Annotated in this window: 18 protein-coding genes and 2 pseudogenes; 11 read left to right on the top strand and 9 right to left on the bottom strand. The window is 71.3% G+C overall.

What is annotated here, in order from left to right; genetic code table 11:
• Both ICC28_RS28325 and ICC28_RS28320 read left to right on the top strand, forming a co-directional pair.
• Positions 1-543 (top strand): annotated as a pseudogene (locus ICC28_RS28325) (glucose-6-phosphate isomerase); the annotation flags it as partial.
• Between the two features lie 83 nt (positions 544-626).
• Positions 627-1,436, top strand: coding sequence for a hypothetical protein (locus tag ICC28_RS28320; protein ID WP_223189646.1), 810 nt, complete (start codon positions 627-629; stop codon positions 1,434-1,436).
• A gap of 86 nt (positions 1,437-1,522) precedes the next feature.
• Here ICC28_RS28320 and ICC28_RS28315 read toward each other — a convergent pair whose 3' ends face one another.
• The 3 genes from ICC28_RS28315 to ICC28_RS28305 are packed head-to-tail and all read right to left on the bottom strand — an operon-like array spanning position 1,523 to position 5,133.
• Complete coding sequence (locus ICC28_RS28315) at positions 1,523-3,829, bottom strand: ABC transporter permease (RefSeq protein WP_188291566.1); 2,307 nt, start codon at positions 3,827-3,829, stop codon at positions 1,523-1,525.
• A gap of 39 nt (positions 3,830-3,868) precedes the next feature.
• Positions 3,869-4,621 (bottom strand): ABC transporter ATP-binding protein, encoded by a 753-nt coding sequence (locus ICC28_RS28310; RefSeq protein ID WP_188291565.1) that lies wholly within the window; start codon positions 4,619-4,621, stop codon positions 3,869-3,871.
• Complete coding sequence (locus ICC28_RS28305) at positions 4,618-5,133, bottom strand: PadR family transcriptional regulator (RefSeq protein ID WP_188291564.1); 516 nt, start codon at positions 5,131-5,133, stop codon at positions 4,618-4,620. The genes ICC28_RS28310 and ICC28_RS28305 overlap by 4 nt, the downstream gene beginning before the upstream one ends.
• 137 nt (positions 5,134-5,270) lie before the next feature.
• Between ICC28_RS28305 and ICC28_RS28300 the strand changes: the two genes are divergently transcribed.
• The 5 genes from ICC28_RS28300 to ICC28_RS28280 all read left to right on the top strand — a co-directional run bounded on the left by ICC28_RS28300 (position 5,271) and on the right by ICC28_RS28280 (position 11,887).
• A complete protein-coding gene (locus ICC28_RS28300; protein ID WP_188291563.1) occupies positions 5,271-6,542 on the top strand; it encodes an ABC transporter substrate-binding protein in 1,272 nt (423 codons plus the stop codon).
• 144 nt (positions 6,543-6,686) lie between these two features.
• Positions 6,687-8,297 (top strand): glycoside hydrolase family 13 protein, encoded by a 1,611-nt coding sequence (locus tag ICC28_RS28295; RefSeq protein ID WP_188291562.1) that lies wholly within the window; start codon positions 6,687-6,689, stop codon positions 8,295-8,297.
• A gap of 39 nt (positions 8,298-8,336) precedes the next feature.
• Complete coding sequence (locus ICC28_RS28290; RefSeq protein WP_188291561.1) at positions 8,337-9,662, top strand: ABC transporter substrate-binding protein; 1,326 nt, start codon at positions 8,337-8,339, stop codon at positions 9,660-9,662.
• A 6-nt stretch (positions 9,663-9,668) separates the two neighbouring features.
• Entirely contained in the window at positions 9,669-11,033 is a 1,365-nt protein-coding gene (locus ICC28_RS28285) for an ABC transporter permease subunit (RefSeq protein WP_188291560.1), read from the top strand.
• The gene (locus ICC28_RS28280) at positions 11,030-11,887 is read left to right on the top strand and encodes a carbohydrate ABC transporter permease (RefSeq protein ID WP_188291559.1); all 858 of its coding nucleotides are present in this window, start codon (positions 11,030-11,032) and stop codon (positions 11,885-11,887) included. Before ICC28_RS28285 ends, ICC28_RS28280 begins: the two co-directional genes overlap by 4 nt.
• A gap of 214 nt (positions 11,888-12,101) precedes the next feature.
• On the opposite strand, the gene pgl is transcribed toward ICC28_RS28280, so the two are convergent.
• From pgl to tkt, 5 genes are read right to left on the bottom strand one after another with little or no spacing between them, the layout of a single operon-like run.
• Positions 12,102-12,884 (bottom strand): 6-phosphogluconolactonase, encoded by a 783-nt coding sequence (pgl, locus tag ICC28_RS28275; RefSeq protein ID WP_188291558.1) that lies wholly within the window; start codon positions 12,882-12,884, stop codon positions 12,102-12,104.
• Positions 12,881-13,975: a glucose-6-phosphate dehydrogenase assembly protein OpcA gene (opcA, locus tag ICC28_RS28270; RefSeq protein WP_188291557.1), complete on the bottom strand. Its 1,095-nt coding sequence runs from the start codon at positions 13,973-13,975 to the stop codon at positions 12,881-12,883. The genes pgl and opcA overlap by 4 nt, the downstream gene beginning before the upstream one ends.
• Positions 13,972-15,510: a glucose-6-phosphate dehydrogenase gene (zwf, locus tag ICC28_RS28265; RefSeq protein ID WP_188291556.1), complete on the bottom strand. Its 1,539-nt coding sequence runs from the start codon at positions 15,508-15,510 to the stop codon at positions 13,972-13,974. The genes opcA and zwf overlap by 4 nt, the downstream gene beginning before the upstream one ends.
• Before the next feature lie 4 nt (positions 15,511-15,514).
• On the bottom strand, positions 15,515-16,633 hold the full coding sequence (tal, locus tag ICC28_RS28260) for a transaldolase (RefSeq protein WP_188291555.1): 1,119 nt from the start codon (positions 16,631-16,633) through the stop codon (positions 15,515-15,517).
• A 33-nt stretch (positions 16,634-16,666) separates the two neighbouring features.
• Positions 16,667-18,754 (bottom strand): transketolase, encoded by a 2,088-nt coding sequence (gene tkt, locus ICC28_RS28255; protein ID WP_188291554.1) that lies wholly within the window; start codon positions 18,752-18,754, stop codon positions 16,667-16,669.
• A gap of 338 nt (positions 18,755-19,092) precedes the next feature.
• Between tkt and ICC28_RS28250 the strand changes: the two genes are divergently transcribed.
• From ICC28_RS28250 to ICC28_RS28235, 4 genes and pseudogenes are all read left to right on the top strand, one after another.
• Entirely contained in the window at positions 19,093-20,061 is a 969-nt protein-coding gene (locus ICC28_RS28250; RefSeq protein WP_223189644.1) for a heme o synthase, read from the top strand.
• A gap of 107 nt (positions 20,062-20,168) precedes the next feature.
• Positions 20,169-20,498 (top strand): hypothetical protein, encoded by a 330-nt coding sequence (locus tag ICC28_RS28245; RefSeq protein WP_188291553.1) that lies wholly within the window; start codon positions 20,169-20,171, stop codon positions 20,496-20,498.
• Between the two features lie 117 nt (positions 20,499-20,615).
• A complete protein-coding gene (locus ICC28_RS28240; protein WP_188291552.1) occupies positions 20,616-21,722 on the top strand; it encodes an amidohydrolase family protein in 1,107 nt (368 codons plus the stop codon).
• A 12-nt stretch (positions 21,723-21,734) separates the two neighbouring features.
• A pseudogene (locus ICC28_RS28235) lies at positions 21,735-22,397 on the top strand (nucleotidyltransferase); the annotation flags it as partial.
• Here ICC28_RS28235 and ICC28_RS28230 read toward each other — a convergent pair.
• The gene (locus ICC28_RS28230; protein WP_188291575.1) at positions 22,352-23,356 is read right to left on the bottom strand and encodes a COX15/CtaA family protein; all 1,005 of its coding nucleotides are present in this window, start codon (positions 23,354-23,356) and stop codon (positions 22,352-22,354) included. The pseudogene ICC28_RS28235 and the gene ICC28_RS28230 overlap by 46 nt on opposite strands.
• Positions 23,357-23,398 lie beyond the last annotated feature (42 nt).

Here is a 23,398-nt window from a genome sequence, read left to right as displayed (position 1 = left end):
GCGGTGGACTGGCAGACCGGGCCGGTGGTGTGGGGTACCCCGGGCACCAACGGGCAGCACGCCTACTACCAGCTGATCCACCAGGGAACGAAGCTGATCCCGGCCGACTTCATCGGCTTCGCCCGCCCGGTGGAGGAGATGAGCGGTGAACTCCAGGCGCAGCACGACCTGTTGATGGCCAACTTCTTCGCCCAGACGCAGGCGCTCGCCTTCGGCAAGACCCCGGACGAGGTACGCGCGGAGGGAGTGCCGGAGGAGCTGGTCACCCACAAGACGTTCAAGGGCAACCACCCGACGACCACGATCCTCGCCCGCGAACTGACCCCGTCGGTGCTCGGCCAGCTCATCGCCCTCTACGAGCACAAGGTGTTCGTCCAGGGCGCGGTGTGGAACATCGACTCCTTCGACCAGTGGGGCGTCGAACTCGGCAAGGTCCTCGCCAAGCGCGTCGAACCCGCCCTCACCGAAGGCGCCGACGTCCCCGGCCTCGACGCCTCCACCAAGGCGCTGGTCGCCAAGTACCGGGAGCTGCGCGGCCGCTGATCGTGAAAGCGGGCGGCGCGCTGCCGCCCGCTTCCCGTAGACTCCCTGGCGATCATGAAGGCTGTGACTCGGGGGAGTTGAAGTTGGTGGGTTCACGCGGCCGTTGGACGGGCGGCAGGCCGGCGGCCGGGCCGCTGTGGAAGCCCAAGCACGCGGCGCGCGCGGTGTTCCATCCGGCATGGATCCCGGAGTCCGTCGACCCGGCGGTGGAACAGCTCAAGAAGGCGCGCATCATCGCCGGGACGATCGCGGCGGTAGGGGTCTACACCTTCGTCGAGGGCGGCTTCGCCTTCGACGAAATGCTGGAGAACATGCTGACGGCCTCCGTCGTCCTGCTGTTCGTCACCCCGCTGACGGTCGGCGTGATGCTCTTCGTGTGGCGGCACGGTGGCTCCGTGCGGTCGCTGAAGGTACCGCTGTTCAACTCGCTGAAGCTGCTGCTGCTCTTCGTGGGGTCGATCGTGCTCACCGTCGTCCTGCTCCAGGCCTCGGGCAGCGCGGGGCTCTTCGTCCTGCTGCTCGCTCCGGTGGTGCTCTGGCTGATCGGTTTCGTGGCGCGGGGGGCCTGGCACGTCGGCGCGAACTACTTCGGCACGGCGGGTGTGCACCGGTGTCTGCCGCCGCTGCTCGCCACGGTGACGACATGGCTGATGGCCATTCCGGATCTTGTCACCGGTGATCTGCACGGGCTGAGCCTGACGATGGGGGTGCTGTTCATTCTGGGGGCGCCGGTGACGGTCACGGGGATTTCGCTGTGGGAGGTGAGGCGGTTGAAGGCGCGGTACGGGATTCGGCTCGGGGCGCATCCCGCTCCGCTGGGGTTGCCGGTTGTGCCTCCGCCTCCGGCGTGGCCTCCGTATGCGCCGCAGCACGGGAATCCGTACAGCGGTTGAATCCTGGCTGCGGGCCGTGGGGGTTTCTCGCGCCCACGCGGCGGAGCCGCAAATCGATACAGCCCCGCGCCCCTGAAGGGGCGCTGCTAGGCGACCGCGCTCAGAGTGTCCGCCAGTCTGCGTCTTGCCGCCCGGGCCGCCGGGACCGCTGCCACCGCCGCAGCGCCGATTACCGCCGACGCGACGAACAGCAGCAGCAGGGTGGTTGACGGGCTCGCGGCTATCCCCGCGCCGATGCCGTTCGAGCTGCCCTGGGCGTCGATCAGCCAGCGGGCCAGGGGAGTGCCGAGGGCCGTGGCGAGGAGGGCGGCGGCCAGGGTGGTGCAGGCGGTGGCCGTCACCGTGATGCCGGTGATCTGGCGGGGGGAGAGGCCGACCGCCTTGAGGGCCAGCAGGTCGCGTTCGCTCTCGCGGACGGTGCCGCCTATGGCGGTGAGCAGTTCGATCAGGCCGATGAGGGCCAGCACGGTGATCAGACCGAGGACGACTCCGCGCAGGGGAGAGAGGCCGTCGGCGGGGTTCGGCACGGTGTGGATGTCGAGGTGGCCATGGCCGGCCTCGGTCAGGCGGGCGGCGACCTCGGCGGGGTCCGCGCCCGGGTGGAGCCGGATCTCGTAGCGGGTCGGAGTGAGGCGGGGGTCGTTCTCGCGGAGGGTGTCGAGAGAGGTGGAGATGACCCGGCCGGCGTTCTCCGGTTCGATGCTGCGGCCGACGATGTGCAGGATCTGCGGCTGGTCGCCGACGGTCATCCGGATCCAGTCGCCGACCCGGACGTCCAGCAGGTTGAGCAGCCCCTGCCCGGCGACCGCCTCGTCCCGGCCCTCGGCGGGGCGTCCCTCGGCCAGGGCGTACGGGTAGGGGTCCTCGCGGGTGCCGAGGCCGCGCAGGGCGATGGTGGCGGTCTGGCCAGGGACCAGGGCGGCCACCTCGACGCCGGGGTGGACGGCGGTGACCTGCGGGTCGCGCTCCAGCAGGGCGCGGGCGTCGCGGCCGTCGAGGCCGGAGTCCGTGTGGACGGTGAGCGCGGTGGGCAGGCCGATCTCCTCGGGCCTGCTGTGGAAGCGGTCGATGGTGCTCCAGGCGCTCAGGGCCACGACGATCAGCAGCAGCGGCAGGGCGAGCCGGGCGACGGTGGCCGGTGTGCGCCGACGGCGGGCGAACGCGGTGTGCCAGCCCAGCACCAGCGCGGGGGACAGCCGTGGCCCGCCCGCTCGACCGAGCCGTACGCCGAGCGCCCGGCGGACCGGACCCGCCAGGCCGCGGCCCGCGGAGGCCGCGGGCCGGGGGACCGGCACCGGGGGCACCCGTCCCGCGCGCCAGGCGGCGAGGCCGGTGGTCGCGGCGATGAACAGGACCGCGCAGGCCGGGACCGCGAACAGGGCCACCGCGTGCCCGGGCAGCCCCTGCCACACGCCGACCGCGTCGCCGAGGCGGCCGGGCAGGCGGCTGCCGAGGACCACGATGAGGGCGACCGCGGACACGGCGCCCAGCAGCGCGTAGGCGATGTGCTGGAGGAGGTAGGCGCGGACGACCTGGCCCGGGGTGAAGCCGATGGCCTTCAGGATCGAGATGTCCCGCAGGTGGCCGCGGATCCGGGTGCCGATCGCCCCGTGCACGGCGAGCCCTGCGGCGATCAGCGCGCCCAGTCCGAACAGGCCCAGCACCTGGCCGAGCAGCCGGTCGTCGCCCTGTTCCTCGGCGCGCGCCTGCTGCCAGGTGGTGACCTCGCCGACCGCGCCGGCGCCGAGCACGGTGACGGCGCGCTGGACGGCGTAGCCCGTGTCGTCGGGGTCCGTCAGGCGCAGGCCGGTCACCTGGCCGCCCGGGTCGCGCACGGCGGAGGGCAGGGCCCAGACGAGGCCGGGGCGTTCGCCCGGCCGGTAGCGCGGCTCGGCGCTGTCGGCGACGCCGAGGACGGTCAGGGTGCGCGCGGTGCCGGGGACGGTGAGCGTGTCGCCGGGGCCGGCGAGCAGGCTGCGGGCGAGGCGGGTCTCCAGGACGACGCCGTCGGGGGCCGCCGGGTCCAGCCAGTGGCCGGAGGTGAGCAGCGGGCGGCCGACGGACGGCTTCTCGGGGGTGCCGCGCAGTTCGACCGAGGCGCGGACGCCCCGGGAGGCGAGGGTGGCGGCGGCGGTCGGGTAGGGGCCGGCGACGGCGGTGACGCCGTCGAGCGCGGACAGCTTCCCGGCGTCGGCGGACTCGGCGGTGTGCAGCCACACATGGGCGCCGCGGGACTGGGCGAAGACGCGCTGCCAGGGGTTGGTGGCGTAGCCGAAGAGGGCCGTGGCCAGCAGCAGGGAGGCGACCACGCCCGCGGTGGCGAGGACCAGGAACAGGGCCTCGCCGCGGTGCGTGCGAAGGTCGGAGTGCGCCCAGCGCAGGGTGGCTCGCATACGGCTCAGGGCCTCCGGGGATCGTGGTGCGCCCGCATCTCAGTCCCTGAGCTCCAGCACCCCGGATATGCCGGAGCGGCGCGACGGAGCGGTGTCCTCGAGGGTCGCGTCGTCGGCTATCCGGCCGTCGAAGAAGCTGATCACCCGGTCCGCGGCGCTCGCCAGCCGGGCGTCATGGGTGACCAGGAGGATCGTCTGGCCGCGCTGGTGGAAGCGGGACAGCAGCCGCATCACCTCGCGGGTGCCCTTGCTGTCGAGGCTGCCCGCGGGTTCGTCGGCCAGCAGCAGCGGCGGATGGTTGACCAGGGCGCGGGCCAGCGCGACCCGCTGCTGTTCGCCGCCGGACAGCTCGCCCGGCATGCTGCGCTCCTTGCCCGTGAGGCCCAGCTCGGCCAGCAGCTCCTCGCGCTCGGCGCGCGCCCGCTTGGGCGGGGTGCCGGCGAGCAGGGCGGGCAGCTCGACGTTGTCGGCGACCGACAGGTTCGAGACCAGGTTGAAGAACTGGAAGACGATCCCGATGCGCTTCCGGCGCTCCACGGCCCAGCGGGCCTCGCTCCACGCGTCCGTGGACTCCCCGTCCAGCCGGATGCTCCCGCTGTCCGGCCGTTGCAGACCGCCCAGCAGGTGCAGCAGCGTGGACTTGCCGGCGCCGGACGGGCCGGTGATCGCCGTGAACTCGCCGCGCGCCACCGACAGGTCGACCCCGCGCACGGCATGCGCCGGGGCGCCCTCGCCGTGGTGCGTCTTGACCAGGCCCTCGGCGTGCAGCACCGGAGCGGGACCGTCGTTCATTCCAGCTCCTCCAGCTCTTCCTGACACCGCTCCAGCCAGTCCAGGTCGGCCTGCAGGTGCAGCATCGCGCCCTCGATCAGCAGATGGGCGATGCGGTTGTCGCGGTCTTCGGCGGCGGCCAGTTTCGACAGGTTGCGCATGGTGGTGAGGTACTGGCGCCGCTGCTTGTTGATGAGGGCGATCTGGTCGGCGAGACCGGTGCGCGGGGCGAGGGCCAGTTTCATGAAGAACTCGTCCCGTACCCGTGGCTCGTCCTCGGGATCCTCGAACCAGGCGCTCAGTGCCTCGCGCCCGGCGTCGGTGAGGTGGTAGACCTTCTTGTTGGGCCGGCCGGCCTGCTCGACGTCCTCGCCCTCGATCAGTCCCGATTTTTCGAGGCGGCCGAGGGTGACATAGATCTGGCCGACGTTCGGCTGAGGGTACGCCGAGCCCAGCAGTTGCTCAAGGTCCTGCTTGAGCTCGTAGCCGTGGGCGGGGCCGCGTGCGAGGAGTGCCAGGAGGGGCAGGCGCACTCGTGCTGTCCTCCTCGGGTCCTCGCCGTGTGCGGCTGGCGTAATGTGCGACAGACCCTAGTATCGCGCATACCTAACAGGTATACATGGCCTCTGACCGGGCGACGAGGCCCGTGCCGGTGTACAGGGAGGAACCTATGCGGTGGATACACGCCGCCGGTAGGGGCCTCCTCGCCTTGCTCGTGGTCCTGACCGGGTACGCGGCCTCCGGAGTGGGGTCCGGGGACGCGGACGGCGACGGCCGCGGACCGCTCACCCTCGCCACCGCCGGTGACCTCACCGGCTATCTCGGCCCCCTCCTGGAAGGCTGGAACCGCACCCACCCCGGCGAACGGGTCACCCTCGTCGAGCTGCCGGACTCCGCCGACGAGACCCGCGCCCAGATGGCCACCGACCTGCGGCGCGACGGCCGCGGCCGGTTCGACGTGCTCAACATCGACGTCAGCTGGACCTCGGAGTTCGCGGCGGCGGGATGGATCAGGCCGCTGCCGCGCGACCGCTTCCCGCTGGGCTCCTTCCTGCCCCCGGTGGTCGACACGGCCACCTACGACGGACGGCTCTACGCGGTCCCGTACGTGACCAACGCCGGCCTGCTCCTCTACCGCAAGGACGTCCTCGCCGCGGAGGGCGCAGATCCGCCGCGCACCTGGGCCGAGCTGGAGCACCTGGCGAAGACCGTCGCCCCGAAGCACGGGCTCGACGGCTACGCGGGCCAGTTCCTGCCCTACGAGGGGCTCACCGTCAACGCGGCCGAGGCCGTCTACTCGGCGGGCGGCTCCATCCTCGGCGGCGAGGGCGAACGCGTCACCGTCGACTCGGCCGCCGCACGCGAGGGCATCGGCTTCCTGGCCCGCGGGGTGCGCGAGGGGTGGATCCCGCGGCGGGCGCTGACGTACAAGGAGGAGGAGTCCAAGCAGGCCTTCCAGGACGGCCGCCTGCTCTTCCTGCGCAACTGGCCCTACGCCTACGCCGTGGCCTCCGCCGAGGGGTCACCGGTCGCCGGGAAGATCGGCGCCGTACCGCTGCCGGGGCCGGACGGGCCCGGCACCAGTGTGCTCGGCGGCTCCAACCTGGCCGTCAGCGCGCACGCCCGGCACCCCGACTCCGCCGCGCGCCTGATCGCGTACCTGGCCAGTGAGCGGGTGCAGCGCCAGGTCCTCACGCGCGGCGCGCTGCCGCCGGTGCGGGCCGCGCTGTACGAGGACCCCGGGCTGGTGCGGGCCTTCCCGTACCTGCCGACCCTGCGCGAGAGCGTGCTCACGGCCGCGCCGCGCCCCAAGAGCCCGCGCTACGACCAGGTGAGCCTGGTGGTGCAGGCGGTCGTGCACGACGCGCTGACCGGGCGGGAGACGCCCGCGTCGGCGGTGCGGCGACTGGCGCGCGAGCTGGCTGCCGTCTCCGCCCGCTAGACCCTCCTACTTACTTGTTAGGTAACGCGGGCGTCTCATCTGGCCTCTCAGTGCCCTGATAAATCCGTATTTAGAGCCCGACTCGGCAGTAGTGTGCGTTCTTCTCATTGACACCCTCGCGACACCGCTACCTAACATGCATACATGTCAAGTAAGTGCCACTGGTGGCGTGACGCAGTGATCTACCAGGTGTACGTCCGCAGCTTCCTGGACAGCACCGGAGACGGCGTCGGAGATCTCGCGGGGGTCCGGGCCGGACTGCCGTACCTGAAGAAGCTCGGGGTCGACGGGATCTGGCTGAGCCCCTTCTATCCCTCGCCGCAGCACGACCACGGCTACGACGTCGCCGACTACCGCGACGTCGACCCGATCTTCGGTGACCTCGCCGAGTTCGACCTGCTGATCGCGGCCGCCCGGCGGCTCGGCGTCAAAGTGCTGCTGGACATCGTCCCCAACCACTGCTCCAGCGAGCACCCCTGGTTCCGCGAGGCCCTCGCCGCGGAGCCCGGCAGCGCGGCCCGCGCCCGCTTCCACTTCGCCGACGGCCGCGGCCCGGACGGCGCCGAGCCGCCCAACAACTGGCACTCCATGTTCGGCGGCCCGGCCTGGACCCGCGTCGACGACGGCCAGTGGTACCTGCACATGTTCGCGCCCGAGCAGCCCGACTGGAACTGGCGCAACCCCGAGATCGGCGCCGAGTTCGACCAGGTGCTCCGCTTCTGGCTCGACCGGGGCGTCGACGGCTTCCGCATCGACGTCGCCGCCGGCCTCTACAAGCACCCCGAGCTGCCCGACTCCGACGACCCGGAGGCCGACGCCCGCACCCGCGACTCCGTCAACCCGCTCGCCTGGAACCAGCCCGAGGTGCACGACGTGTGGCGCCGCTGGCGGTCCCTCTGCGAGGAGTACACCGCCCGCGACGGCCACGAGCGGCTCCTGGTCGGCGAGGTCTCCGTGCCCACTGCCCGCGAACACGCCCTCTACGTCCGCCCGGACGAACTCCACCAGGCCTTCTTCTTCGACCTGCTCGGCGCCCCCTGGGACGCCGACGCCTTCCGCAAGGTCATCTCCGAGGCCATGCAGGACATCGCTGGCACGGGCTCCACGGTGACCTGGGTCCTCAACAACCACGACCAGGTCCGCACCGTCACCCGCTACGGCGAACCCACCCCCGAGGGCAGCGGCCTCGGCCCCGCCCGCGCCCGCGCCGCCGCGCTGCTGATGTTGGCGCTGCCCGGAGCCGCGTACATCTACCAGGGCGAGGAGCTGGGGCTGCCCGAGGTCGTCGATCTGCCCGACGACGTGCTCACCGACCCGATCTTCCGCCGCACCGGCAGCCGGGCCCGGATCCGCGACGGCTGCCGGGTGCCGCTGCCCTGGTCGGGACAGGCCTCGCCGTTCGGCTTCACCTCCGGTGCGGAAAGCGCCAAGCCCTGGCTGCCGCAGCCCGAGTACTTCGCCGAGTACGCCACCGACCGCGCCCTCGCCGACACCCGCTCCTTCTGGCACCTGTACCGCGACGGCCTCCAACTGCGCTCCTCGCTGCCCCAGTTGGGCGAGGGTGAACTGCGCTGGCTGGACAGCGCGCCCGCCGTCCTCGCCTTCACCCGCGGCGACGGCGTCGTCTGCGCCGTCAACTTCGGTACGGCACCCGCTCCCGCGCCGGTCTCCGGCACCCCCCTGCTGTCCAGCGGCCCCTGCCCGGCAGGCGTCCTGCCCGGCTCCACGGCCGCCTGGTGGATCAACGACCTCTGAACCTCCGTCAACTCCCCACCCCCCGAAGGGACATCAACGATGATGCGACGACGTACCACCCTGCTCGCCGGATGCACCGCCCTCGCCCTGGCGCTCGGCGCGACCGCCTGCGGCGGCGGGCCCGTCACGGCCGGCGGCGGCGACCAGTCACTCAGCGGCCAGACGGTCACCGTGGCCGGTGTCTGGTCCGGCAGCGAGCAGAAGAACTTCCAGAAGGTGCTGGACGCCTTCGCCGAGAAGACCGGCGCCAAGACGCAGTTCGTGTCCACCGGAGACAACGTCTCCACCGTCGTCGGCAGCAAGATCGAGGGCGGCAACGCCCCCGACGTCGTCATGGTCCCGCAGGTCGGCGTCCTGCAGCAGTTCGCCGAACAGGGCTGGCTCAAGCCGCTGTCCAAGACCACCGAGGACTCCGTCGACGCCAACTACGCCGAGGTCTGGAAGAACTACGGCAGCGTCGACGGCACGTTCTACGGCCTCTACTTCAAGGCCGCCCACAAGTCGACCGTCTGGTACAGCCCCGACGCCCTCGACCAGGCCGGCGTGGAGCCGCCCCGCACCTTCGACGCGATGCTGAAGGCCGGCCGGACCGTCTCCGACTCCGGAATCGGCGCGTTCGCCGTCGCCGGGCAGGACGGCTGGACCCTCACCGACTGGTTCGAGAACATCTACCTCTCCCAGGCCGGACCCGAGAAGTACGACGCCCTCGCCGCCCACGAACTGAAGTGGACCGACGCCAGTGTCGTCGAGGCACTCACCACCCTCGGCACGTTCTTCAAGGACGAGCAGCTCATAGCCGGCGGCCGGGACGGCGCCCTGAACACCGACTTCCCCGGCTCGGTGGAGAAGGTCTTCGGACCGGAGCCGAAGGCCGCCCTGGTCTACGAGGGGGACTTCGTGGCCGGCGTCGCCAAGGACCAGTTCGACAGGTCGATCGGCTACGACGCCAACTTCTTCCCGTTCCCGGCGGTCGACGGGGGCGAGGAGCCCGTCGTCAGCGGCGGTGACGCCGCCGTCGTACTGAAGGACGGCAAGAACCAGAAGGCCGCCCAGGCGCTCGTGGAATACCTCGCGACACCCGAGGCCGCCGCCGTGTGGGCCGACGCGGGCGGCTTCCTGTCCCCGAACAAGAAGCTCGACTTCTCCGCCTACAGCGACGGCGTCACCCGGTCCACCGCCAAGTCCCTGATCGCCGCCGGGGACACGGTCCGCTTTGACATGTCCGACCAGGCGCCCGCCTCCTTCGGCGGCACCAAGGGCGCCGGCGAGTGGAAGATCCTCCAGGACTTCCTGCGCGACCCCTCCGACCCCAAGGCGACCGCGGCGCGACTCGAAGCCGCCGCGGCCAAGGCCTACCGGGGCTGACGCGCCATGACCGCGACCCTGGTGAAGGAGACGAGCCCCCCACCGCCGCGCCTCACACCCCCCGCGCGGGCCCGGCGCATGCGGCGGCGCGGACGGATCGTCGCCCTGCTCTTCGTCCTCCCCGCGCTGCTCCTGCTGGGCGCGCTCGTCGTCTACCCCGTGCTGTTCTCGGTCGGCCGGAGCTTCTTCGACGCCTCCGGCACCCGGTTCGTGGGCGGCGAGAACTACTCCGAGATGTTCCGTGACCCGGCCACCCTCAAGGCCGTGCGCAACACCGCGATCTGGGTGGTGGTGGCACCCGCCCTGCTCACCGGCCTGGGGCTGATCCTGGCCGTGCTGGTGGAGAAGATCCGCTGGGCCACCGCCTTCAAGCTGCTGCTGTTCATGCCGATGGCGGTCTCCTTCCTCGCCGCCGGCATCATCTTCCGGCTCGCCTACGACGAGGACCCCGACAAGGGCGTCCTCAACGCCGCCGTCGTCTCCGTGCACGACGCCTTCAAGGGCACCTCGGCCTACCCCAACGCCCGGGCCCGGGACGGCCAGGGGCTGACCGGGGGCGAGGACGGCGCGTACCGGACGAGCGCGAGTGTCTCGCCGGGCGACACGGTGGCCCTCGGCCTGGTCGGCGTGGCGCCCAAGGCGCTGCCCGCCGACGCCGAACCCGCGTACGCGGCCGCCGCCCGGCAGGCCGCCCCCGGCGAACTGCGCGGGGTCGTCTACCTGGACTTCACCCCCGGCGGGGGAGGGGAGCAGGGACGGGTCGACCGGCAGGAGAGCGGGCTGCCCGGCGTCACGGTGGAAGCGGTGCGCGACGGGCGGACGGTCGCCACGACGACCACCGCCTCCGACGGCTCCTTCCGCTTCCCCGAGTTGGCCGACGGGGCCTACGACGTGCGGCTGCCCGGGTCGAACTTCGCCGCCCCCTACGAGGGCATCTCCTGGCTCGGTCCTGCCCTCGTCACGCCGGCCATCATCGGCGCGTACCTGTGGATCTGGACCGGGTTCGCGATGGTGCTGATCGGCGCCGGGCTCGCGACGCTGCCGCGCGACGCGCTGGAGGCGGCGCGGATGGACGGGGCGAACGAGTGGCAGATCTTCCGGCGGATCACGGTGCCGCTGCTCGGGCCCGTGCTGACGGTGGTCTTCGTGACGCTCGTGATCAATGTGATGAAGGTCTTCGACCTCGTCTACATCATCGCGCCCGGGCCGGTGCAGGAGGACGCCACCGTGCTGGCGACGCAGATGTGGCTGGTGTCGTTCGGCGGCGGCAACAACCAGGGGCTCGGTAGCGCACTCGGGGTGCTTCTGCTGCTGCTCGTGGTGCCCGCGATGGTCTTCAACCTCCGCCGTTTCCGAAGGAGTCAGCGATGAACGCCGTGAACGCCGCGAACGCCGTGCGACGTGGTCTCGGCAAGGGCGCGGTGCAGGCCGTGCTGGTGGTGGTCGGGCTGGTGTGGGTGACGCCGTTGGCCGGGCTGTTGCTGTCGTCCATGCGGTCGGCCTCCGACAATGCGCGGGGTGGGTGGTGGACGGTGTTCACCAGTCCCGGGCAGCTTTCCCTGGACAACTACTCGGCGTTGTTGGAGAACGCGGGGATCACTCGGGCGTTCTGGAACACCGTGCTGATCTCCGTGCCTACGACCGTGCTGGTCGTCGTGCTCGCGGCGCTCGCCGGATACGCGTTCGCGTGGCTGGACTTTCCCGGGCGTGAGGCCATCTTCCTGGTGGTGGTGGCGTTGTTGGTGGTCCCGGTGCAGGTGGGACTGCTGCCGGTCGCCAAACTCTTCGGTCAGCTGGGGCTGTTCGGGACGATTCCGGGGGTGGTGCTGTTCCATGTCGCCTACGGGCTGCCGTTCGCGGTGTTCCTGTTGCGGAACTACTTCGCCGAGATGCCCAAGGAGATGCTGGAGGCCGCGCGGATGGACGGGGGCGGGGAGTGGCGGATCTTCGTGCGGCTCGTGCTGCCCGTGGGGCGGCCGGCTATTGCGTCCCTCGCGATCTTCCAGTTCCTGTGGGTGTGGAACGACATGCTGGTCGCGCTGCTCTTCGCGGACAGTTCCTCGCAGCCGCTGACGGTGGAACTCCAGTCGCAGATCCGGCAGTTCGGCAGCAATATCGATGTGCTGGCGCCGGGGGCGTTCTTGTCGCTGGTGGTGCCGGTGGCGGTGTTCTTCGCCTTCCAGCGGCACTTTGTGCAGGGGGTTATGGCGGGGTCCGTGAAGTAGGGGGTACGGGGGTGTGGGGTGCGGGTCGGCTCTTCTCGCCCCCGCCGCCCCTACCCTTCCCGTCCCCAGGGGCTGCCGCCCCTTCGACCCCGCCGGCCTTTGCCCACCCACCACCCGACTCGGTGGGTTGAGAGGTTCACCCTTCAGCCCACTGGAAACGGGTGGTTGGGTGGGCAAAGGCCCGGGGGTCTGGGGGCGGAGCCCCCAGGGGTGGTTACGGGGACGCCGGGGGGTACAGCGACCTCGGGAGTTGGGAGGCCGCTGCCGCGTCCAACAGCCACAGGGTGCGCTGGCGGCCGTGGGCGCCTGCCGCCGGGGCCTGGATCTCGCCCGCGCCCGAGAGGGCGATCGCCGCGGCCCGGGCCTTGTCCTCGCCGGCCGCGAGGAGCCAGACCTCGCGGGCGGCCCGAATGGCGGGGAGCGTCAGGGTGACCCGGGTGGGCGGGGGCTTCGGGGCGCCGTGCACGCCGACCACCGTACGGTCGGTCTCACGGACCGCCGGGAGTTCGGGGAACAGGGACGCCACGTGCGTGTCCGGGCCCACGCCCAGCATCAGGACGTCGAAGGTCGGCACCGCCCCGTGGTTCTCCGGGCCCGCCGCCCGGGCCAGCTCCTCGGCGTACGCGGCCGCCGCCGCGTCCACGTCCGCGCCGTGGGGACCGTCCGACGCGGGCATGGCGTGCACGCGCTTCGGGTCCAGCGGCACCGCGTCCAGCAGGGCCTCGCGGGCCTGCGTGACATTGCGGTCCGGGTCGCCCTCGGGGAGGAAGCGTTCGTCGCCCCACCAGAGATCGAGGCGGCTCCAGTCGACGGCGTCCCGGGCGGGGGCCGCCGCCAGCGCGGCCAGCAGGCCGTTGCCGTTGCGGCCGCCCGTGAGGACCACGGACGCCTGGCCCCGGGAGGCCTGGGCGTCCACGATCTTCGTGATCAGCCGGGCCGCCGCGGCCTGCGCCATCAGCTCCTTGTCGCGGTGCACGACCAGCTGCGGAGTGCTCACTTCGCCGCCGCCTTCTTCGCCGGTGTCTGCTTCGTCGGAGCCTTCTTCGCCGCCTTCTTGGCGGGCGCCTTCGCGGCCGTCTCGACCGGCGCCTCGACGGCGACCGGCTCCTCGGACGGCTCCTCGGACGGCCCCTCGGCCGACTTCTCGTCCGCCGGCTCGGAAGCCGCGTTCAGCCGCTCCACCCCGAACCGCAGCGCCGACGCGTACGTGTCGTCCGGGTCCAGCCGCCGCAGCTCCTCCGCGATCAGCTCGGCCGTCTCGCGGCGCTTGAGCGCCACCGCCCGGTCGGGCTGGCCCTGGATGGAGAGCGTGGCCAGCGAGCCGTCGGCGCGGTCCAGGACTATCGGGCCGCAGTCCGTCGCCATCCGGACGGCCGTGAGACCCGGGCCGGAGGACAGCGAGCGCCGCACCGGCACGTCCAGCCGGTCCGCGAGCCACATCGCCAGCAGCTCGCAGCTCGGGTTGAACTCCTCGCCCTCCACCTCGACGCCCTTGACCTCGCACACCACCTGGTCCAGGGCCGCGGCCAGCATCGAGCGCCAGGGCGTGATGCGGGTCCACGACAGGTCCGTGTCACCGGGGGTGTAGGTGCCGGCCCGGGCACCGAGGTCCTGGACCGGCTGCTCGGAGGCGTAGGTGTCGGTGACCCGGCGCTGCGCGAGGGCGCCCAGCGGGTCGTTCGCCGGATCCAGCGGCGCGTTCACCGGCCACCAGACCACCACCGGTGCGTCCGGCAGCAGCAGCGGCAGGACGACCGACTGGGCGTGGTCGACGACCTCGCCGTACAGGCGCAGCACGATGGTCTCGCCGGTGCCCGCGTCCGCGCCCACCCGCACCTCGGCGTCCAGGCGGGACGTGGTGCGGTCGCGGGGCGAGCGCGAGACCCGCTTGATGACCACGAGCGTGCGCGAGGGGTGCTCGTGCGAGGCGTCGCTCGCGGCCTTGAGCGCGTCGTACGCGTTCTCCTCGTCCGTGACGATGACCAGCGTGAGCACCATGCCGACGGCCGGGGTGCCGATGGCCCGGCGGCCCTGCACAAGGGCCTTGTTGATCTTGCTTGCCGTGGTGTCGGTCAGGTCGATCTTCATGGCCGGCGCCAGCTCCGTCCGTCTCGCTCCAGCATGTCGTCCGCCTCGACCGGACCCCACGTACCGGCCGGGTACTGGGCCGGCGTGCCGTGCTCGTCCCAGTACTCCTCGATCGGGTCGAGGATCTTCCAGGACAGCTCGACCTCCTCGGTGCGCGGGAAGAGGTTGGAGTCACCGAGCAGGACGTCCAGGATCAGCCGCTCGTACGCCTCGGGGCTGGACTCCGTGAAGGACTCGCCGTAGGCGAAGTCCATCGACACGTCCCGGATCTCCATCGAGGTGCCCGGCACCTTCGAGCCGAAGCGGACCGTGACGCCCTCGTCCGGCTGGACGCGGATGACGATCGCGTTCTTGCCCAGCTCCTCCGTCGCCGTGTGGTCGAAGGGGGAGTGCGGGGCCCGCTGGAAGACCACCGCGATCTCGGTGACCCGGCGGCCCAGCCGCTTGCCGGTGCGCAGGTAGAACGGCACGCCCGCCCAGCGGCGGTTGTCGACGCCCAGCTTGATCGCGGCGTAGGTGTCGGTCTTCGACGCCGGGTCGATGCCCTCCTCCTGGAGGTAGCCGACCGCCTGCTCGCCGCCCTGCCAGCCGGCCGCGTACTGCGCGAACACGGTGTCCCGGCCCAGGTCCTTCGGCAGCCGTACGGCACCGAGCACCTTGGTCTTCTCCGCGGCCAGCGCGTCCGCGTCGAAGGAGGCCGGCTCCTCCATGGCCGTCAGGGCCATCAGCTGGAGCAGGTGGTTCTGGATGACGTCACGGGCGGCGCCGATACCGTCGTAGTAGCCCGCCCGGCCGCCGATGCCGATGTCCTCGGCCATCGTGATCTGCACATGGTCCACGAAGGACCGGTTCCAGATCGGCTCGAACATCGTGTTGGCGAAGCGCAGCGCCAGGATGTTCTGGACGGTCTCCTTGCCCAGGTAGTGGTCGATGCGGAAGACCTGGTCCGGGGCGAAGACCTCGTGGACGACCTTGTTGAGCTCCTCGGCGGACTTCAGGTCGTGGCCGAAGGGCTTCTCGATGACCGCGCGCCGCCAGGAGCCGCTCGACTGGTCGGCGAGGCCGTGCTTCTTCAGCTGCTGGATGACCACCGGGAACGAGCGCGGCGGCACCGACAGGTAGAAGGCGAAGTTGCCGCCCGTGCCCTGGGCCTTGTCCAGCTCGTCGATGGTGTCGCGCAGCCGTTCGAAGGCCTCGTCGTCGTCGAAGGTGCCCTGGACGAACCGCATGCCCTGGATGAGCTGGTGCCAGACCTCCTCGCGGAAGGGGGTGCGGGCGTGCTCCTTGACCGCGTCGTGGACCTCCTGGGCGAAGTCCTCGTTCTGCCACTCACGCCGGGCGAAGCCGACCAGCGAGAAACCCGGCGGCAGCAGACCCCGGTTCGCGAGGTCGTACACGGCGGGCATGAGCTTCTTTCGTGACAAATCGCCCGTGACGCCGAAGATGACCAGGCCCGACGGCCCCGCGATACGCGGGAGCCGTCGGTCGGCGGGGTCACGAAGCGGATTCGCTCCGGAACCGGAAAGAGGGGCCAAGGTCTCAGCCCTCCGAGGGGGCGAGGCGGTTCAGCTCCGCCTCGGTCGACTTCAGCAGGTCGTTCCAGGAGGCCTCGAACTTCTCGACGCCCTCGTCCTCCAGCAGCTGCACCACGTCGTCGTAGGCGATCCCGAGCTTCTCGACGGCGTCGAGCTCGGCGCGGGCCTGCTCGTAGGTGCCGGCGACCGCGTTGCCCCGGATCTCGCCGCCCTCCTCGGTGGCCTGCAGGGTCGCCTCCGGCATGGTGTTCACCGTGTTCGGCGCGACCAGCTCGTCGACGTACAGGGTCGCCTTGTAGGCCGGGTCCTTCACGCCGGTGGAGGCCCACAGCGGACGCTGCTTGTTGGCGCCCGCCTTCTCCAGCGCGGCCCAGCGGTCGGTGCCGAACACCTCCTCGTACGCCTGGTAGGCCAGGCGTGCGTTGGCGACGCCGGCCTTGCCGCGGGCGGCCTTGGCCTCGTCGGTGCCCAGCGCGTCGATCCGCTTGTCGATCTCGGTGTCCACCCGGGAGACGAAGAAGGAGGCCACGGAGTGGATCAGCGAGAGGTCGAGGCCCTTCTCCTTCGCCTTCTCCAGGCCCGCCAGGTAGGCGTCCATGACCGCGCGGTAGCGCTCCAGCGAGAAGATCAGCGTGACGTTGACGCTGATGCCGTTGCCGATCACCTCGGTGATGGCCGGCAGGCCCGCCTCGGTGGCCGGGATCTTGATCAGTGTGTTGGGGCGGTCGACCAGCCAGGCCAGCTGCTTGGCCTCGGCCACGGTCGCCCTGGTGTTGTGGGCCAGCCGCGGGTCGACCTCGATCGACACCCGGCCGTCCTGGCCGCCGGTGGCCTCGAAGACCGGGTGCAGGATGTCGGCGGCGTCCCGGACGTCCGCCGTGGTGATCATGCGGACGGCCTCTTCGACGGTGACCTTGCGGGCGGCGAGGTCGGCGAGCTGCTGCTCGTAGCCGTCACCCGACGAGATCGCCTTCTGGAAGATGGTCGGATTGGTGGTGACGCCCACGACGTGCTGCTGGTCGATCAGCTCGGCGAGGTTGCCGGACGTGATCCGCTTGCGCGACAGGTCGTCCAGCCAGATCGCGACGCCTTCCTCGGAGAGGCGCTTGAGTGCGTCTGTCATGGAATTACATCTCCTACGTGTCGTATGTGAGCGTCAGCGCTGGGCGGCGGCGAGCGATTCCCGGGCCTGGGCGGCCACGTTCTCGCCGGTGAAGCCGTACTCCTGGAAGAGCAGCTTGCCGTCGGCCGAAGCACCGAAGTGCTCCAGGGAGACGATGCGGCCGGCGTCGCCGACGTAACGGTGCCAGGTGAGCCCGATACCGGCCTCCACCGCGACGCGCGCCTTGACCGCGGGCGGCAGGACGCTGTCCCGGTACCCCTGGTCCTGCTCCTCGAACCACTCCACGGACGGCATGGACACCACGCGCGTGGGAACGCCGTCGGCCTCCAGCCGCTCGCGCGCGTCCACGGCGACGTGCACCTCGGAACCGGTGGCGATCAGGATCACCTCGGGGGAGCCGTTGGACGCCTCGAAGAGGACGTAACCGCCCTTGGCGGCGTCCTCGTTGGGCTCGTACGTCGGCACGCCCTGACGGGTCAGCGCGAGGCCGTGCGGCTGACCCTTGCCGAAGACCTTCGTGTACCGCTTGAGGATCTCTCGCCAGGCGATCGCGGTCTCGTTGGCGTCCGCCGGGCGGACCACGTTCAGACCGGGGATCGCGCGCAGCGAGGCCAGGTGCTCGACCGGCTGGTGCGTCGGGCCGTCCTCGCCGAGACCGATGGAGTCGTGCGTCCACACGTACGTCACCGGCAGGTGCATCAGGGCCGACAGGCGCACCGCGTTGCGCATGTAGTCGGAGAACACCAGGAAGGTGCCGCCGTAGACGCGGGTGTTGCCGTGCAGCGCGATGCCGTTCATCTCCGCGGCCATGGAGTGCTCGCGGATGCCGAAGTGGATCGTGCGGCCGTACGGGTCCGCCTCGGGCAGCGGGTTGTCCGCCGGGAGGAAGGACGACGTCTTGTCGATGGTCGTGTTGTTCGAGCCGGCCAGGTCGGCCGAGCCGCCCCACAGCTCGGGGATCACGGCACCGAGCGCCTGCAGCACCTTGCCGGACGCGGCACGCGTGGCGACGCCCTTGCCCGCCTCGAAGACCGGGAGCTTCTCCTCCCAGCCCTTGGGCAGCTCGCCCGCGGAGATGCGGTCGAACTCGGCGGCCCGCTCGGGGTTGCTGTTGCGCCACTCCTGGAAGGACTTCTCCCACTCCGCCTTGGCCTGACGGCCGCGCTCCAGCGCCTGGCGGGTGTGGTTGATGACCTCGTCGGAGACCTCGAAGGTCTGCTCCGGGTCGAAGCCCAGCACCCGCTTGGTCGCCGCGACCTCGTCGTCGCCGAGCGCCGAGCCGTGGGCGGCCTCGGTGTTCTGCGCGTTCGGGGCGGGCCAGGCGATGATCGAGCGCATCGCGATGAACGACGGCTTGTCGGTGACGGCCTTGGCCTTCTGTACGGCGTCGTAGATGGCGGCCGGGTCGAGGTCGCCGTTGGCCTGCGGCTCGACGCGCTGGACGTGCCAGCCGTACGCCTCGTAGCGCTTGCAGACGTCCTCGGAGACGGCCGTCTCGGTGTCGCCCTCGATCGAGATGTGGTTGTCGTCCCAGAGCAGGACCAGGTTGCCCAGCTTCTGGTGGCCGGCCAGCGAGGACGCCTCGGCGGAGATGCCCTCCTGGAGGCAGCCGTCACCGGCGATGACGTAGACGAAGTGGTCGAACGGGGACTCGCCGACGGGAGCCTCCGGGTCGAACAGGCCGCGCTCGTAGCGGGCGGCCATGGCCATGCCCACGGCGTTGGCGACACCCTGGCCCAGCGGCCCGGTCGTCGTCTCCACGCCCACGGTGTGGCCGTACTCCGGGTGCCCCGGGGTCTTCGAGCCCCAGGTGCGGAACGACTTCAGATCGTCCAGCTCCAGGCCGAAGCCGGCCAGGTACAGCTGGGTGTAGAGGGTCAGGGACGAGTGGCCGGCGGACAGCACGAAGCGGTCGCGGCCGACCCAGTCGGCGTCCGCCGGGTCGTGCCGCATCACCTTCTGGAAGAGGGTGTACGCGGCGGGGGCCAGGCTCATCGCCGTACCGGGATGGCCGTTGCCGACCTTCTGTACGGCGTCGGCGGCCAGGACGCGGGCGGTGTCCACGGCCCGCTGGTCCAGTTCGGTCCACTCGAGGTCTGCGGTGGTCGGCTTGGTGCTCACCCTGGGTCAGGGCTCCTCTCCACATGTCACGCATGTCGAATGCCGGTGCACGGAGCGCCCCGGCCGTGGTCGAGCCTACCCCCGTATGTACGTGCGTTTTTTCGAGTCATTCCAGACTGCCGGGACTTGCTGGAATCCGCCTCCCGACTGGGCTGTAGCGCGCTCGGCAAGTGAATACGGAGCCGCTCGAACGAGTGCTCAATCGAGTGCCGATCGGCTCTTCCAGCGGTGCTCGCCAACACGAGGCCACCCCCGCGAATGTCCGGGTCTGGGCAACGTCTACAGTGGCGTGGTACGCGCGAGCCTTTACCGGCACTTCACACGGGAGGCTTGCTGGGATGTCTCTGTCAGGGGTGTGCGTGACGGCCGTTGAATCCCGTCCAGCGGGGATTGTCGGGACGAGCCAGAGCCCGAGTCGGCGGCCGTTCGGGGCCCGGGTCATGGCGTTCGTGGCGCTGACCAAGCCGCGGATCATCGAGCTGCTGCTGATCACCACCGTTCCGGTGATGTTCCTGGCGCAGCAGGGCATGCCCGATCTGAAGCTGGTGCTGCTCACCTGCGTCGGCGGCTATCTGTCCGCGGGCGGCGCCAACGCGCTCAACATGTACATCGACCGCGACATCGACGCCCTCATGGACCGCACCTCGCAGCGGCCGCTGGTCACCGGCATGGTGAGCCCGCGCGAGTGCATGGCCTTCGGCATCACCCTGGCGGTCGTCTCCACCCTGCTGTTCGGCCTCACGGTCAACTGGCTGTCGGCCTGGCTCTCCCTCGGCGCGCTCCTCTTCTACGTCGTCGTCTACACGATGATCCTCAAGCGCCGCACCGCGCAGAACATCGTGTGGGGCGGCATCGCGGGCTGCATGCCGGTGCTGATCGGCTGGTCGGCGGTGACCAACTCGCTCTCCTGGGCGCCGGTCATCCTCTTCATGGTCATCTTCTTCTGGACGCCGCCGCACTACTGGCCGCTGTCCATGAAGGTGAAGGAGGACTACGCGCGCGTGGGCGTGCCGATGCTGCCGGTCATCGCCTCCAACAAGGTGGTCGCCAAGCAGATCGTGATCTACAGCTGGGTGATGGTCGCGGTCTCGCTGCTGCTGACCCCGCTGGGCTACACCGGCTGGTTCTACACGCTGGTCGCGCTGGCCGCGGGCGGCTGGTGGCTGTGGGAGGCGCACGCCCTGCAGAACCGCGCGAAGGCGGAGGTGACGGGCGCGAAGCTGAAGGAAATGCGCCTGTTCCACTGGTCCATCACGTACGTGTCGCTGGTGTTCGTCGCCATCGCGGTGGACCCGTTCCTGCGCTGACGCGCCGAGGCGCCGAGGCGCTACGCGCTGACGCGCCGCGGGGTTGAGGCGCGGGTCACTCGACCCACCCGTCGCCGATCGAGCTACCCGTCGGTAGCATCCTGGCCATGGCAGACACGCAAGCGGTTGACGCGAAGGCCGAGCGCCGGGTGGCCAAGCTGGCCCGGCAGATCGAGGCCTTTTCCAAGGCACACGGCGGCGCCGAGGGCCAGGTGGCCTACCTCGGGCAGCGCGGCGCCCGGATCGTCCTCGTCGGCGAGGACGGCGGCTGGGGCGACCTGGTGGCCCCCACGTACGACATCGCCGAGAAGGCCGTGCGGAAGGCGGGCATCACCGTCCACGAGGACTTCGACGGCGAGTTCGCGGCGAAGGTGAAGACGGGCCCGTACGAGTGGAGCCGGATGGCGGGCATCCAGGTAGGCGGCCCGAGCAACTGACCTCCGGGGGCGCGGCCAGGGATCAGGGGCGCGGCCAACGAACCGGGCGCACCCCCACACCTGAACCCCGGTTCACCCGTTAAGCCCTGTAAAGGGTCGACCGACGGGGAGAGCCGGATGATCGAAACGCCGTCCCTGGTGGACCAGTACTGCCACGGCGTACTGCGGACGGAGCTGGGCCTCGGCACCTTCGAGGCCCGCCTCGCCCGCACCGAGGGCCCGCCCGCCCCCGGCACGACCCTCTTCGACACGCAGACGGGCTTCGCCGTACGCCGCTGGTGCCCCCCGCTCCTCGGCCTGGAACCGCACTGCCCGCCCGCCCGCTATCTCGCCCGGCGCCGTGAACTCGGCGTGCTGGAGGCGGGCCGGCGGCTGCTGCGCGGCAGTGGCATCACGACGTACCTGGTCGACACCGGGCTGCCCGGCGACCTCACCGACCCCGACGAGATGGCCTGTACGGGAGACGCGCAGGCGCACGAGATCGTGCGCCTCGAACTCCTCGCCGAACAGGTCGCCGACACCTCCGGCACCGTCGAGTCCTTCCTCGCCAACCTCGCCGAGTCGGTGCACGGCGCCGCCACGCACGCGGTCGCCTTCACCTCCGTGGCGGGCGTACGGCACGGTCTCGCGCTGGCGCCCGAGCCGCCGGGGCCGGGGGAGGTGCGGGGCGCGGCCGGGCGGTGGCTCGCCGGGCGCAGGGTCGGCGGGGAGCTGACCGATCCGGTGCTGTTACGGCATCTGCTGTGGATCGCGGTGGCCTCGGGACTGCCGCTCCAGCTCCACGCGGGTCTGGGCGAACCGGGGCTGCGCATCGACCGTACGGACCCCGTGCTGCTGACCGACTTCGTGCGCGCCACGGCCGGTCTCGGCACCGATCTGATCCTGCTGCACGGCTACCCCTACCACCGCCAGTCCGCCCACCTCGCCGGTGTCTTCCCGCACGTCTACGCCGACTCCGGCGCCGCGCTCGTCCGCACCGGCGCCCGGGCCGCGACCGTCCTCGCCGAGATCCTGGAGCTGGCCCCCTTCGGGAAGATCCTCTTCTCCAGCGGGGGTTACGAGCTGCCGGAACTCCACGTGGTGGGGGCACGTCTGTTCCGCGAGGCCCTCGGCCGGGTGCTCGGCACCTGGGTCGCCGAGGGCGCATGGTCACCGGCGGACGCCCAACGGGTGGCCGGACTGATCGCGGCGGGAAACGCACGCAGGGTGTACGGACTGCAGTGAGCTGTACAGACGGGTTCGCTGGCCGGGGGCGACTACCAGGAGGGCCGCAGCGACCTGGACCTGATCACGGTCCTGCCGGGCCCCGTGACACCGCGCGTCGTATGGCGGATCGCCCTCACACACGCCCGGCTGCGCAACGAGCCCCTCGCCGCCAAGCTCCACTGCACCTATCTGACCCCGGCCACGGCCGACGACACCAACCGCAGCCATCTGACCTGGGCCCACCAGAAACTCTTCCGGCGGCCGGTCAGCCCGGTGACCCGGCGTGAGCTGCACGCCTTCGGGCGGGTGCTGCACGGGCGGGGGCCCGCCGGGCTGCTGCCGCCGGTGTCGGACCGTGAACTCGGTGGCTACGTCGTACGTGACCAGCGGGACTTCTGGCGGCGTGCCGTCGACAACCCCCGGCTGTGGACGCAGGACGTCTGGGTGGACCTGGGGATGGTCACCTTCGCCCGGGCCACCGTCACCGTGCGCGACGGCCGGCTGATCTCCAAAGGGGAGGCCCTGGACCTGCTGCCCGCGCTCGGGGCACCGGTCGAGGTCGTCGAGGACATCCGCGGCCGCCGCTACGGCGACCCCGCGCCGCCCGCCGAGGGGTGGACGGTGCGCAGGGCCGGGCTGACCCGGGACTACCTGGGCCCGGCGATCGACGCGCTCACCGCGTCGTACGACTGAGCGGGCAGGTCGGCGACCGGGGTCTCGGGGCGCTCGCGCAGCGACAGCAGGACGCGCAGGACCGCGATCCACACCACGCACGAGCCGAACATGTGGACGCCGACCAGTACCTCGGGCAGCTCGGTGAAGTACTGGACGTAGCCCACGACGCCCTGGGCCAACAGGACGATGAACAGGTCGCGGGTACGGGCCAAGGGGGCCTTGGGCGCGTCGACCGCCTTGAGGACGAACCACAGGGCGAACGTCAGCGTCACCACGATCCAGGCCAGCACGGCGTGCAGCTTGCTCACGCTCTCCCAGTCCAGCGGCATCCGCTCGACCTCGCTGGAGTCGCCCGCGTGCGGCCCCGCGCCGGTGACGACCGTGCCCACCGCGATAAGCAGCACGGTGGCCGCGACCATGAACCAGACCAGCTGCTGCACGGACTTGCCGACCAGCGGGCGGGGCTCGCCGTCGCCCTCCCGGGTGCGCTGCCACATCACCGTGGCCACGGCGATCAGCGCCGAGGAGAGCAGGAAGTGCGCGGCGACCGTGTACGGGTTCAGGCCGACGAGCACGACGATGCCGCCGAGGATCGCGTTGCCCATCACCACCCAGAACTGGGCCCAGCCCAGCCGGGTGAGGCTGCGCCGGTACGGCTTCTGGGAGCGCGCGGCGACGATGGCCCAGCCGACGGCGGCGCACAGCACGTACGTCAGCAGGCGGTTGCCGAACTCGATGTAGCCGTGGATGCCCATCTCGGCGGTGTTGTTGATCGAGTCCTCGGTGCACTTGGGCCAGGTCGGGCAGCCGAGCCCGGACCCGGTCAGCCGCACCGCACCGCCGGTGACCACGATGACCACCGACATGACGAGCGCGGCGAGGGCCGCCCGCTGGACCGTCCGGGGTTGCGGGGTCCAGCGCGCGGCGACGAAGGCGAGGGGGTTGCGCACGGCCGCCTGGGCGTCGGCGCGGGTCATCTTTGGCACGCGCCCTATCGTAGGCCCGGGCTTGTGCACGCT

Origin of the sequence: Streptomyces sp. TRM68416, from assembly GCF_014596915.1 — a bacterium.
In the GTDB taxonomy this organism is placed as follows: domain Bacteria; phylum Actinomycetota; class Actinomycetes; order Streptomycetales; family Streptomycetaceae; genus Streptomyces.
This window is presented reverse-complemented; position numbering and strand designations above follow the sequence as displayed.

Bases quoted from the DNA above. Each gene is read 5' to 3' on its own strand.
- ICC28_RS28315 (WP_188291566.1), bottom strand. From the start codon at position 3,829: ATGCGAGCCACCCTGCGCTGGGCGCACTCCGACCTTCGCACGCACCGC.
- ICC28_RS28310 (WP_188291565.1), bottom strand. From the start codon at position 4,621: ATGAACGACGGTCCCGCTCCGGTGCTGCACGCCGAGGGCCTGGTCAAG.
- ICC28_RS28300 (WP_188291563.1), top strand. From the start codon at position 5,271: ATGCGGTGGATACACGCCGCCGGTAGGGGCCTCCTCGCCTTGCTCGTG.
- ICC28_RS28295 (WP_188291562.1), top strand. From the start codon at position 6,687: ATGTCAAGTAAGTGCCACTGGTGGCGTGACGCAGTGATCTACCAGGTG.
- ICC28_RS28290 (WP_188291561.1), top strand. From the start codon at position 8,337: ATGATGCGACGACGTACCACCCTGCTCGCCGGATGCACCGCCCTCGCC.
- ICC28_RS28285 (WP_188291560.1), top strand. From the start codon at position 9,669: ATGACCGCGACCCTGGTGAAGGAGACGAGCCCCCCACCGCCGCGCCTC.
- ICC28_RS28280 (WP_188291559.1), top strand. From the start codon at position 11,030: ATGAACGCCGTGAACGCCGCGAACGCCGTGCGACGTGGTCTCGGCAAG.
- opcA (WP_188291557.1), bottom strand. From the start codon at position 13,975: ATGAAGATCGACCTGACCGACACCACGGCAAGCAAGATCAACAAGGCC.
- tal (WP_188291555.1), bottom strand. From the start codon at position 16,633: ATGACAGACGCACTCAAGCGCCTCTCCGAGGAAGGCGTCGCGATCTGG.
- ICC28_RS28250 (WP_223189644.1), top strand. From the start codon at position 19,093: ATGTCTCTGTCAGGGGTGTGCGTGACGGCCGTTGAATCCCGTCCAGCG.
- ICC28_RS28245 (WP_188291553.1), top strand. From the start codon at position 20,169: ATGGCAGACACGCAAGCGGTTGACGCGAAGGCCGAGCGCCGGGTGGCC.
- ICC28_RS28240 (WP_188291552.1), top strand. From the start codon at position 20,616: ATGATCGAAACGCCGTCCCTGGTGGACCAGTACTGCCACGGCGTACTG.
- ICC28_RS28230 (WP_188291575.1), bottom strand. From the start codon at position 23,356: ATGACCCGCGCCGACGCCCAGGCGGCCGTGCGCAACCCCCTCGCCTTC.